This window comes from Streptomyces anulatus (assembly GCF_014650675.1).
Lineage (GTDB): Bacteria > Actinomycetota > Actinomycetes > Streptomycetales > Streptomycetaceae > Streptomyces > Streptomyces anulatus.
The window spans coordinates 627,096-639,141 of sequence record NZ_BMVK01000002.1 but is presented as its reverse complement, the minus strand read 5'-3'; the positions used below and the strand labels follow the sequence as shown (position 1 = coordinate 639,141).

The 12,046-nt window shown below is 73.8% G+C and carries 8 protein-coding genes; 4 read left to right on the top strand and 4 right to left on the bottom strand.

Translation table 11 applies throughout. The features are described from left to right. Positions 1-96: 96 nt before the first annotated feature. From IE272_RS07545 to IE272_RS07530, 4 genes are all read right to left on the bottom strand, one after another. Positions 97-1,248: a DegT/DnrJ/EryC1/StrS family aminotransferase gene (locus IE272_RS07545; RefSeq protein ID WP_050360656.1), complete on the bottom strand. Its 1,152-nt coding sequence runs from the start codon at positions 1,246-1,248 to the stop codon at positions 97-99. 45 nt (positions 1,249-1,293) lie between these two features. Continuing rightward, positions 1,294-2,598, bottom strand: coding sequence for a nucleotide disphospho-sugar-binding domain-containing protein (locus tag IE272_RS07540; RefSeq protein ID WP_190006500.1), 1,305 nt, complete (start codon positions 2,596-2,598; stop codon positions 1,294-1,296). Between the two features lie 22 nt (positions 2,599-2,620). Beyond that, positions 2,621-3,262 carry a class I SAM-dependent methyltransferase gene (locus IE272_RS07535; protein WP_050360654.1) on the bottom strand — a complete coding sequence of 214 codons (642 nt, stop codon included), beginning with the start codon at positions 3,260-3,262 and terminating at the stop codon, positions 2,621-2,623. Between the two features lie 241 nt (positions 3,263-3,503). Then, positions 3,504-4,214 (bottom strand): class I SAM-dependent methyltransferase, encoded by a 711-nt coding sequence (locus IE272_RS07530; protein WP_190006565.1) that lies wholly within the window; start codon positions 4,212-4,214, stop codon positions 3,504-3,506. A gap of 342 nt (positions 4,215-4,556) precedes the next feature. Here IE272_RS07530 and IE272_RS07525 point away from each other — a divergent pair, with 342 nt between their 5' ends. Genes IE272_RS07525 through IE272_RS07510 form a run of 4 tightly spaced genes read left to right on the top strand, consistent with a single transcriptional unit; the run spans position 4,557 to position 11,980 of the window. After that, positions 4,557-5,702: a hypothetical protein gene (locus tag IE272_RS07525; RefSeq protein ID WP_179890722.1), complete on the top strand. Its 1,146-nt coding sequence runs from the start codon at positions 4,557-4,559 to the stop codon at positions 5,700-5,702. Next, positions 5,699-8,242: a lantibiotic dehydratase family protein gene (locus tag IE272_RS07520; RefSeq protein ID WP_056700864.1), complete on the top strand. Its 2,544-nt coding sequence runs from the start codon at positions 5,699-5,701 to the stop codon at positions 8,240-8,242. The genes IE272_RS07525 and IE272_RS07520 overlap by 4 nt, the downstream gene beginning before the upstream one ends. Then, positions 8,239-10,056: a hypothetical protein gene (locus IE272_RS07515; protein WP_190006499.1), complete on the top strand. Its 1,818-nt coding sequence runs from the start codon at positions 8,239-8,241 to the stop codon at positions 10,054-10,056. Before IE272_RS07520 ends, IE272_RS07515 begins: the two co-directional genes overlap by 4 nt. Further along, on the top strand, positions 10,049-11,980 hold the full coding sequence (locus tag IE272_RS07510) for a TOMM precursor leader peptide-binding protein (protein WP_190006498.1): 1,932 nt from the start codon (positions 10,049-10,051) through the stop codon (positions 11,978-11,980). Before IE272_RS07515 ends, IE272_RS07510 begins: the two co-directional genes overlap by 8 nt. The last annotated feature ends 66 nt before the right edge of the window (positions 11,981-12,046 follow it).

Here is a 12,046-nt window from a genome sequence, read left to right as displayed (position 1 = left end):
CTACCCGGCCGGGCGCGTGCGCGTGCGCACCTGGAACGGCTGTCTCGTCGATGCCCACAGGCGGGCGCCTCCCTCGGTGATTCCCGTCGGCGTGCGTCAGGCCCCGGCCAGGGCCAGGTGGTGGGTGACGGCTTCGCACAGCGCGGTCGCCACCGTCCGGATCTCCGCGTCGCTCAGCGCCTGGTGGAGGGGGAGCAGGAGTGTGCTGTCGGTGGCCAGGTCGGTCCCGGGCAGGTCGGTGGCCCGGTCGCCGTAGGCGGGCACCCGGTGCAGCGGCGGGTACTTGAAGGTGGTGTAGATGTCCTGGGCCAGCAGCGTGGCCGCGACCCGGTCACGGATGAGCGGATCCATCTGGACCCAGTAGAAGTAGTACGAGGAGCGGTGCCCCTCGGGCAGCGGGGGCGGCAGGCGTACGCCCGGGGTGTTCGCGAGCAGGCTGTCGTAAGCGGTCGCCACCTCGCGCCGCCGGGCGACGTTGGCGGGCAGCCGGCCGAGCTGCACCGTGCCGAGCGCGGCGGTCAGGTCGTTGCCTATGACGCGGCGGCCGAAGCTCCGTACGTCGAGTTCCCACCACCGCTCGGACACCTTCGCGTGGGCGAAGCCGCTGGGCTGCTCCAGACCGTGGTAGGCGAGGACCCGGGCGCGGCGCGCGAGCTGCGGATCGCGGACGTACAGCATGCCGCCGTCACCGGTCACCAGCACTTTCATCGCGTCGAAGCTCCAGAGGGCGATGTCGCCGAAGGTGCCGCACGCCCTGCCGTCGACCGTGGAGGCCACCGCGCAGGCCGCGTCCTCGACGAGCGGGATCCCCCGCTGCCGGCACAGGGCCGCGATCCCCACGACCTCCCCGGGGTAGCCGCCGTAGTGCAGCACGATGACGGCCCTGGTACGGGGGGTCATGGCACGCTCGACGTGCTCCACGGTCGGGTGGAGACCATGGGGGTCGACGTCGCAGAAGACGGGGCGCGCGCCGGTCGCGGCGATGGCGTTGGCGGCGGCCACGAAGCTCACGGACGGCAGTACCACCTCGTCGCCGGGGCCCAGGTCGAGCAGCTCGGTGGCGAGGAAGAGCCCGGCCGTACCGGAGTTGAGGAAGACCATCCGGTCCGGCTCGACCCCGATGTGGTCCGCGAAGCGTGCTTCGAACTCGTCGGTGCGGGGTCCGTGGCCCAGCCAGTTCGAAGCGAAGACCTCGGACAGGGCGAGGAGTTCCGCCTCGCCCAGGCTCGGCTGGAAGACGTTGATCACGCGGTGGCTCCCTGGCGCGGTGGGGACGATGGGAAGGGGGCGGGTTCAGTCCCGGCTCTGGTGGTGCCGGGTGAGGCGCTCCAGGACGGGGATGATCTCGCTCGGCTCCGGAGCGGTCAGCAGGTCCGTGTACAGCTCCGCCGCGGCGTCGCGGAAGGACGGCGCGGTGAGCAGGCGGGACAGCCCCGCACGCAGTTCGGCGCCGGTGTGCCGGTCGACGCGCACCCCCGTTCCCACGCCGCTCTCGGAGAGGAACCGGCCCGTGATCGGCGCCTCCATGGGGTAGCCGGGGTCCATCACGACGAACTGCGGGATCCGGTTGACCAGGGCGGCGCCGAACGAGCCGTGGCCGCCGTGGTGGATCACCGCCGAACAGGTCGGCAGCAGTTCGGTCAGTGGGACGTAGTCGACGGTCCGGACGTTGTCGGGTATCCGGTCGGCCACCGCGAGCTGGGAGGCGTCCAGCGTGGCGACGGCCTCGACGTCCAGGCCGTCCACCATCTCCAGTACGCGGTTGACGAGCAGGGCGCTGTCCCGCCCCCAGGCCCGTATCGAGGAACCGAGGGTGATGGCCACCCTCGGCCGTGCGGGTGGTTCTCTCAGCCAGTCGGGCAGCACCGCCGGGCCGGCGTAGGCCTGCCAGCGCATCGACACGGTGCGCTTAACGGTGGGCAGGCGCATCCGCTCCAGCACCGGGTTGACCGTCCACTGTCCGAACAGCAGCTCGTCGGTCATGGGGAGCCCGTAGCGCTCGGCCATCGGCCGGACCGACGAGGTCATCGGATCCTCGGGCAGGAGGGCGTCACCGGAGAGATTCCTGCACCGGGTGTACTGCTCGTGCGCCCAGCCGAACAGGTCCGGTCCCCACAGGATGCGGGCGTGGGCCGCGCCGGACACCCGGGCGGCCACACCGGCGGCCGGCATCGTGGGGTCCCACAGGACCAGATCGGGCCGCCAGGAACGGCAGAAGCCGACCAGCGCGTCGAGGGCGTGCTGGGATTCGCCGGCGGGGGCGCCCTCCGGCTGGAAGTCGCGGACCGCCGGCAGCATGTAGTCCCGGTAGTAGGTCCACACGTACCGTTCGTAGCCGTCCAGTTCGAGGGACTTGGTGATGCGGACGAGGTCGGCGTACGTGTCCGGGGAGAGGGGGCGGCCGGCGCCCAGCGGCTGCGGCAGGGTCTGCTCGTCGCCGAGCGACACCCCCGTCAGCCCCGTCGCGTTGATCGTGTCCAGCAGCGACGGGTGGGAGATGACCCGCACCTCGTGGCCCGCGTCGTGCAGGGCCTGGGCCATCGGCACACTGGGGTAGAGGTGGGCCGCGGCGGGCCAGGTGCAGAACAGGACGCGCATGGTCGTCTTCTCTCCGACCCGCTCAGAGGCGGGTCATGGCGGCGAACCAGGCCTGGGCGACCCCGGGGCTGAAGGCGACGTCGAGTTCGGCTGCTTCGAGCGTGTCCACGCGCCACCCGGCGCCGGTGAAACTCTCCCGGACGGCCTGCTCGGGAACGCGCCGCGGACCCCAGGTGCCCGGCTGCCGGTCGCTGAAGCACATCAGGAAGCAGCGTCCGCCGGGCGGTACGACGGAGGCCATGCTGCGGGCGACGAGGGGCCGGTCCTCGGGAGCGAAGCAGTGGAAGAGCCCGACGTCGATGAGCGTGTCGAACTGCTCGCCGAGCGCCGCCAGGTCCAGGGCGTCCCACTCCAGGAAGCGCGCCTTCAGGCCGCGTTCCCGCGCTTTGCCGACGGCGAGGGTGATCGCGCTGGGCGCGGCGTCCACCCCCGTCGTCTCCAGGCCGTGTTCGGCGGCCAGCAGGGCGTTGTCGCCGCTGCCGCAGCCGACGTCGAGCACCCGGCCGCGGAGCGCGCCCTCCTCGGCGAGGCGTACGAGGACCGTCTGCGGCCGCTGGATCTCCCAGCCGGCGCCCGGCTCGCCGGCGTAGTGACGCTCGAAGACCTCCACGCCGCTGTCGGCACGCGCGCCGACTCCGGCGATCCGGTCCGACGGCTCGCTCATGGTCTCCCCCCGGAATGTGCGGTCGATCCGCCGAGGCCCCGGGAGGGGCCGTCGGCATTCTCCGCGGAAAGCTAGCCCACCCCTGGGGCCCGCGGGATCGAAGTGATGGGGGCTGTGACACATATCAGGAACCTGCCTCCGCGCCTTGCTGTCGCGGCGCGGATCTGTCAGGGCGACGCGCGGGATGGGGTTTTCCCGCACCCTCGTCACTGTGCCGGGTCGGTTCCGTGGGTGGTCTCCCTCATGCGCGGACCCCGATGAACAGCCCCCTGCCGTTCGGCCAGTCGGGAAGGAACTCCACCTCGCACCCCGCCTGCCGGAAGGCGTCCAGGTATTCCTCCCGGGTGAACAGTGAGTACGTTTCGTATTCGGTGAATTCACGGATACCGGTTGTTTCCGCGACGGTATAGCGCACCGTCATCCGGCTGATGCGTCCGTCCCGGACCGAGTGCGACAGCCGGCTGACGGCCCGGCCCTCCTCCTGGGCGAGGGAGGCCGATATGAACCCGTCGATGAACTGCTCGGGAAACCACCAGGGTTCGGCGACGAGCACTCCGCCCGGGGCCAGGTGCCGCACCAGGGTCGCCGCGCTCCGACGCAGTTCCTCGACGGTGCTCATGTACCCCAGGGAGAAGCACATGCAGAGCACCGCGTCAAAGGTCCGGCCGAGCTCGAACTGCCGCATGTCCCCCTCGTGCACGCGGGCCGCCGGGACCCTCCTCGTGGCCGTCCTCCGCATCTCGGGGGAGAGCTCGACGCCGGCCACGGCGCCGAAATGTTCGGCGAACCGCTCCAGATGCGCACCGGTGCCGCACGCGACATCGAGCAGCGAACCCGCTTCGGGACAACGCTCCCGGATCAGCCGGGTGATGCCGTCCGCCTCGGCCGACCAGTCCCGGCCCCGGGCCGCGTGGATGAAATCGTAGATCTCGGCGTGCTCCGTGCTGTACACCGTCGAAGGGCGCTGCTGCGTAACCATCCTGATGCTCCGTCCATTGCGTGGAGACCTCGGCGAGCTGTCCGCGGGAGCCAAGGTTCTATCATCCCGGCGACCCGGTCCGGAGGGGCCGGAACCGCCCGGTACGGCCGCTTCTGCGGGCCTTCGGCCGCCCACCGTCCGCGGACCGCGCCACGGCGGACGGTCCGGCGGCACATGACAGATGTCAGGTTCCGTCCACTGCTCGTTGTCCGCGGCCCGGCGCGGCGGCATTGTGAGCTCTGCCGGGCTGCGTCACACCACGTCAGACGGCCGCCATCTCCCGAAACGCCTTCCGATCATGAACGGGTACGCAGCGTGATCACAGACACAGCAGCCGCCGGTCCGGACATGTCCGAGGCGGCGGGCGTACGGCTGTACTCCCGGGTGCCCATCACGCCTCGCTGGCTGGCGAAGACCGTGCTGCCGGTCAGCCGCCGCCTCCGCGAGGACCACCGGGCCGCCCTCCTCCACCTGCGACGGGGCTGGCTGTACGGACCGCACATCGACATCGTCGCCCGGAGCGTGCCCGGGCGGCCGGCCCTCGACTGGGCGGGGATCGCCGCCGCCCTCGACGCCGGCCCCGCCGAGGGCCCGGCCGTGACGGACGAGGAGACCTATCTCGCCCAGGCCCGTGAGATGGGCCGGCTGGAAGGCGTCGCACCGCCCTACCTGCCGATGCGTGAGCACGGCGCCACGGAGGCGCTGAGCCTCCCGTCGGTCGAGACCTGGCCGCAGCCGCTCCAGGACCTGCGGGAACTGGCCCTGGACCAGCTGGACCGGCCGCTGACCACCACGGTCGAGCAGTTGGCCGGGGAGCCGCGCGAGGCGCCGGTGCGCATCATGGAGGCGTTCGCCGCGCTGGCCGCGGCGCACCAGCACGGGGCCGGGAACGGGGCGTTCTCGATGCGTTCGCACGCCGAGGCGTTCTTCGCCTGGGCCGCCGCCCGCAAGGACCCCCGCCCCGCCTTCGCCCAGCGTCTGGCCACCGACGCCCCCCGCCTGCGGCCCGTCGTGGAGCGGGCGCTCTCCGGCACGCCCGACCACGGGACGTCGGCCTGGGCCCGTGCCTTCGCCTATTCCATGGGGGCCTTCGACGCCACGGTCGCCCAGGGAAGGCTGACCCTGGACGACGTCGACGGACTCGGCGCCGGGTTCGACCTGGCCACCATGGGCCCGCCCGGCGGGGACGGCCGTGTGAGCACCGAACCCAGCGCCTTCCACCGCACGATGGAGGAGTCCGGCGTCATCGCCTCGCCGCCGCAGTGGTTCGCCTCCTACCGGCTGCTCGTCAACCTCTTCTACCAGCAGCTGCCGCTGCTGGGCGTACCGCCCATGCACCGCTACTACTTCTGCTTCGCCGTCGCCGAACTGGTGGACGAGGTCCTCGGCTCCTCCTGGCAGGACAGGCTGGAGCAGACGCGACAGGAGATGGCGCAGGCCACCGCCGGGGCGGCGGAATGAGCGACACCGCGGAGCCCCTGTGGATGCTGCGCCTCAACCCGCTGCGCCGCAGAAGGCTCGCGGACCCCGGGCTGCTGGCAGCGCTCCGCACGCTGGACGGGGCCACGACCGAGGTGCGCGAACTGGCCGACCGGTGCTCCGACGCGCTCTACGAAATGATCGGCGCCACCACCGACCGGGAGGCGCGCGGGCAGCTCATCGTGTTGCGCCGCGCCATCCACAACGACACCGCCCCACGGCCGGCGCTGCTCGTCGACCACCCCCTGGTCGGCCGCTGGTGGGAGGCCCGGCAGCGGCGGGAGGCATACGCCGCCGACGTGGTCGGCCACTACCCGCGGGCGGTGGACGCCGAGCGCGGGACGCTGGCCGGGCTGCTGGGCGACGAGAGCCTGCGGCACTCGATGACGCTGGTGGCGCCGGAGGCGGCGGCCGGCGCGGGACGGTACAGGGCGGCCGTCGCCGCCACCGAGCCCGTTCCCACCCGGCTGCGCAAGTCCGAGCGCGGGCTGGTCCAGTACGTCACCCGGGCCATGATCCGCACCAGCCCGATGGCCCGCTTCACCGCCATCGGCCTTGCCGTCCCCGGACCGGACGGACCGGGCCCGGACGCCCCGGAGTTCGGGCGGGTGGTGCCCTTCCAGGGGCTGGACCGCGTCATGCTCGACTACGTACTGGGCGGGCTGCACACCTCGGGCGGCGACCTCACCCCCGACACCCTGCTCCAACTGCCGCCCACGTCCGAGCTGTCGGCCGAAGGCGACCTCCTGTACTTCCTGCAGCCCGGAGCCGACGGCGGGGTGCGCCGCCTGTCGGCCAAGGTCTCCGGCGCGGTCGGGCTGCTGGTGGCCGCCGTCGCCGTCGGCCCACGCCGCGCGGCCGACGTCGCCGCGGACTTCGCCGCACGCTCCGGCTGTGCCCCCGAACTCGCCCGGCAGGCCCTGGCGCGTGCGATCGGCGCCGGCATCCTGTGCACCCGCATCCGGCCCGAGGACGGCGCGGCCGACTTCCCGGATCTGCTCGACCCCGCCGGTCTGACGGTCCCGGAGACGGCCCGGAGGCTGCTGGAGCAGACCGGCGCCGAACTGCGCGGGCTCGCCGACAACTCCGCCGACGAACGGCCCGAGGCGCTGAGCCGGCTGCGCGACACGCTCGTCACGCTGAGCCGCGAGGCGGGACGGCCTGCGCAGATCCTCATCGAGGAGGACGCCGTGCTGGAGGACGTCCGGGTGTCCACCGCCGACTGGCGGAGCCAGCTCGACGACCTCGCCGCCGGAGTGGCCCTGCTGTCCGTCTTCGACTGGATGCACGACATACGGGCGTTGCTGTCCGCCGTCTTCGTCGAGCGGTTCGGCGTCGGCGCCGAGGTCCCCCTCAGCGACCACGCGGACTACCTGAGCGCCGAGACCTACCGGCGCGCCTACCGCCTCCCCGAGAACGAGCCCCCCGGGGAACTGGGCCCGGCCGACCGCTCGTTGGACCGGCTGTACGCCCTGCGGGCCAACATCGTCGACACCGCGATCGCCGGCATCGACCGGGCCGCCGCCACCGGTGAGGCCGTCAGCTGGAGCGCCTCCCAGGCCCTCGACCTGGCCACGGGCCTGCCCGACCGCTTCCGGACCGGCGACCTCCGCTACGGCGTGCTGACCCAGACATGGCGGCGACAGCTGCTCTTCAACGAGGCCTACGCGGGCCACGGCATGCTCTACGGCAGGTTCCTCGGACCGGACCGCGCCCTCGGCGGGCGCGCCCTGCCCCACTTCCGCGAGCAGCTCCGTGCCCGCTACGCCGAGCAGGACGGGCGGCTGGTCGAGGACCCGGGCCTGCACCGGCTCAACGTCAACGCGCACCCGCCGGTGCTCCCGGACCGGCTGGGGCCCGACGACTGGTTCCGGCTGCGACTGCGCCACGACCCGGACACGGACGCGCTCGGCATCCTGGACCCCGACGGCCGCCCGCTGCACATGCTCTCGCTCGGCACCGGGCACCCGGAGCGGCTCCCGGCACCGCTCCGGCTGGCCAACTGGCTCTACTCCGGCGGCGTGCTGCGCGAACCCTTCGTGGCGATCTGGCACGCCGAGCGGCAGTGGGACGGCGACCGCACCCGGGCCTGCCCGCGCTTCCAGGTCGGCTCGGCCATGCTGGCCCGCCGCCGCTGGTACGGGGGCCGGGAGCTGGACGAGGCGGTGGCCGCGGGGCCCGCCGAGCACGACCGGCTGCTGGCGCTCGCCCGGTGGCGGAACCGGCACGGCGTGCCCGAGGAGGTCGTCCTGAAGCCGCCGCCCGGTGACGGCTCCGGCGAGGGCCAGGCCACCGGCGCGGGCCAAGCCGCCGGTGAGGGCAGGAAGCAGAAGCCCCAGTACGTCGATCTGGCCAGCGCCCTCAGCGTGCGCGTGCTGCCCCGGATGCGGGAACGGGGCGACGCGGCCTATGTGGAGGAGGCGCTTCCCCGGGTGGCGGACAGCCCGCACGCCCTGGAGTGGATCGTCGACATCGGCCGCGCTCCCGACGGCCCCTTCCAGTACGGAGGAAAGACCCGATGACGCTACGCGCGCGCCCCCATCTGCACTATGCGCCGGTCTCGGAAGGGGTCTACTTCAACGGCCCCCGCACCCAGTTCGTGATCAGCGGCCCCCAACTGCTCTACCGGGTCGCCGACACCTGTGTGCCGCTGCTGGAAGCGGGAACCACCGAGGACGAGCTGGTCACCGCGCTGGGCAGCGAACGGGCCCGGCCCGTCGTCCGCCGGATCGTCGACGAGCTGCGGGCCCGTGACCTCCTGCTCGACCTGGGCGCGCTGACCGTGCCCGAGCCGTCGGCCGAGATCCGCGCCCGCTACCCGGAGGCCCTGGCACACCTGGAGACGGAGTGTGCCGACCCGTACGCCGTCTTCCAGCGGCTGCGCACCACCGAGGTGCTGCTGTGCGGTCCGGCCGATGCCGTGCTGCCGGCCGCCCGGGGACTGCACCGGGCCGGGATCACCGGTCTCACGCTGGCCACCCCGGACTTCGACGCCGCCGCGGCCACCACCTCCCGGCTGGGCCTGCGGCTGCTGCCGCTCAGCGACTCCGCGTCGCTTCCGGACCCCGGGGACCTGCCCGTGCCGCCGGACGCCGTCCTCTACTGCCCCGGCGCGGACGCCGGCGTGACCCCGGAAGCGCTGACCGCCCTGCTGCCCGAGGGGGCGTTGCTGGTCCCGGTGCGCTGGGACGGTCTCGTCGCCGCCGTCGGCCCCGCCGCCCCCGCTCGTGCGTCGCTCCCGGGCTCGGCCGCGCTCATCGGCCGGGCCGCACGCTGGGCCGCGGCCGACGCCGCCGCCCCCGCCCCTCACCCCACGGCCGAGGCACTGGCCGGGGCGCTCGCGGGGCAGTTGCTGTTCGACACCCTCGCGGGCATCGCGCAGCCCGGCGAAGCGCATGTCCTCCACGGTGAGGAACTGACGGCGGACCAGGTGAGCCTCGCGGCCCCCGGCACCGCTTCCCGCGAAGCCGCCGAGCGGCGCTTCCTGACAGCCGCGCCCGGGGCCGGCGCCGAGCCCGTACCGCTGCCCACCCCCGACGAGGCCGTCGAGGCGGTGACCGCGCTCACCGGGCGCTGGACCGGACCCTTCGCGCTGCTGGGCGGCGAGGAACTGCCCCAGATGCCGCTGGCCCTGCGGGAGACGGCCGACCGCGACGGCGGCGCCGGCTCCGTGGTCGCCTGGGCCGAGGAGCAGCGGACGGCGACGGTCGCGGTCGCCCTCGCCGCGCTCCGCGCCGCCTGCCCGACCCCGGGCGCCGCCGCCGCGGGTCTCACCGAGGAGCACTGGCTGCTGGACGGCGCGCTGCGGCTGATGGCCGATGAAGCCGTGCCGTACGCGACCAGGGCCGTGGGGGCCGTGGAGGCGCGCTCGGAGCCGCTGCTGCGCATGCTGGAGGAAGAGGGCATGCCGGACCCGGCGTTGACCTTGCTGCGCCACCCCGGCCTGGACTGGACGCTGGCGGAGGTACGGACCTCCGGCGGGCCGCGGCCGTGGACCGGACGGAGCTGGGGCCGTGACGACACGGAGGCGGTGCACGGTGCGCTGGCCACCGCGCTGGCCCGGCACCAGAGCCACGGGGTGCCCGGCGCGGGCCCCCTGGCCGACGGCGTGCACACCGACGCCCTGCTGTTCGCCGACGCCTCGGCGCAGGCCGCGCTGCGCAAGCAGATCGCGGACGCGGCGGCGGCCGCCGGGCTCCGCTACGAGGGCACCCCGCGTCGACCGGACCCGGTGACCGGCGCGTTGCCGCTGTGGTCGGGCGGCGTCCGGGCCGTCCCCCTCGACGGAGAGCCGCAGGCGGCGGAGGAGAGCGCCGAGGAGACCGCCCATGGCTGAGAACACGACCACCGTGGCCTGCGCACCCGCCCTGTCCGACGCCGAGGGCACCGAATGGCGTGCCGTGCTGGAGCCGCTGGGCGCCTCCGGGGACGGCACCGTCGGCGCCAATCTCGGCTGGGACCTGGACTGGGAACGCGAGCAGCTGCGGTCCGCCGACGGGCGTGAGCATCTGTCCGTCCGCGTCTACGGAGACGAGGTCCTGGTCGGCCCCCGCTGGGTGCCCGGGACGGACTCCGGCTGCGCGGGCTGCGCCGAGCTGCGATCCCGGCTGGTGATCGACCACCCCCTGACCGATGACCTGACCCGGCCCACCTCGCGGGTCGCCCCACGCCGCCCGTTCCTTCCCGAGCTCACCCGTGCGGCGCTGGCGCGGCTGGCCGTCCGCCCCCTGGGGCCGGGCGAGTTGTACGCGGTGGGGTCGCGGGGGACGCGGACGCACCGCATACCCCGCCACTTCGCCTGTCCGCTCTGCGCGCCGGAGATCCCCGAACGACCGGTGGGGAGGCCGCCGCAGCCCCTGGTCCTGCGGTCCCGCCCCGCCGCCGCGGACAATCCGGGCCGGGCCGCGGCCGGGGCCGGACTGGTGCGGCCCGGTGCGCTGCGCTCACGACTGGTGGATCCGCGCTTCGGACCGGTCCTCGCGCAGCAACGGGAACTGCTGGCCCCCTTCGCCATGAGCATGGCGCTCCAGCCCGACGCGGTGGCCCTCGGCTACGCCCGCGAGACGACCTTCGCCAAGGCGGACCCGATCGCCATCCTGGAGGTGTACGAGCGGCTTTCGGGCTTCCCGCACCAGGCGCCGCTCGTCGAGGGAGTCTCGTACGCCGAACTCGTCCGCACCGAGGGCGGAGCGGAGCTGGCGGTGCGGCCCGCCGCGTTCGGCGAGTACACCGAGGAGCAGGCGGCGCGTCCCACCGCGCGGATCGAGCGGGTGACGGACGACACGCCGATGGACTGGGCGTGGGGGCACGACCTGGCGGACGGCCGGCCCCGGCTCGTCCCCGCCGAACTCGCCTTCTTCCAGTACGACTACCGCTACGGACGGGACCAGCGGGCGGCACGGCGGCACGGCGCCGCGCCGCGCCGGCATCTGTACCAGGAGTCCTCCAGCGGCTGTGCGGTCGGCTCCTGCCTGGAGGAGGCCGCGCTGTACTCCCTGCTGGAACTCGCCGAGCGGGACGCCTTCCTGATCAGCTTCCACCGGGCCCTTTCGCTGCCGGAGATCACCCACTCCTCGATCGCCGATCCGGTCGTCCGGGGGCTGCTGGCGACAGCCGCCTCGCGCGGCTTCCGGGTCCATCTGCTCCGCGCCACCCAGGACATCGACCTCCCGGTGGTCTGGGCGATGGCGGTCAACACACGCGCTCCGTTCCCGGCCACGTTCTCCGCCGCGGGCTCCGGCATCGACCCGGTCTCCGCGGTCCGAGGGGCGCTGTGGGAGGTGGTCCAGATGGCGACCGAGCGCATGGACTGGGAACGCTCCGAGGCCGAGCCGATGCTGGCCGACCCCTGGCTGGTCGACGAGATGGACGACCACCTGCGGCTCTACGCGCTGCCCGAGATGAAGGAGAGGGTCACGTCCGTGCTGGGCGGGCCGGAGATGAGCCTGTCGGAGGCGTTCGCGGGCTGGCCGGACCGGCTGGAACAGGTCGCCGGGGGCGATGTGCGCGGGGCGCTGGACTACATCCGGGGGAGGTACGCCTCGGCCGGACTGGACCGGATCGTCCTGGTGGACTCCACCACACGGGACCACGCCGACCTCGGCCTGGCCGCCGCCAAGGCCGTGGTGCCGGGCATCGTCCCCATGTGCTTCGGCCAGGCCCAGCAACGGGTGGCCGGGCTGCCGCGACTGGAGGCGGCGCTGGCCGGAACCCCCTCCGGCGAGCTGTCGCCGCCCTACGACCCGCACGCCTTCCCCTGATCCCCGGACGTCCCACAGGCCCAGCAGGAGCGGCGGATTCGCGCCGATGTTCACCGAACCACCGAG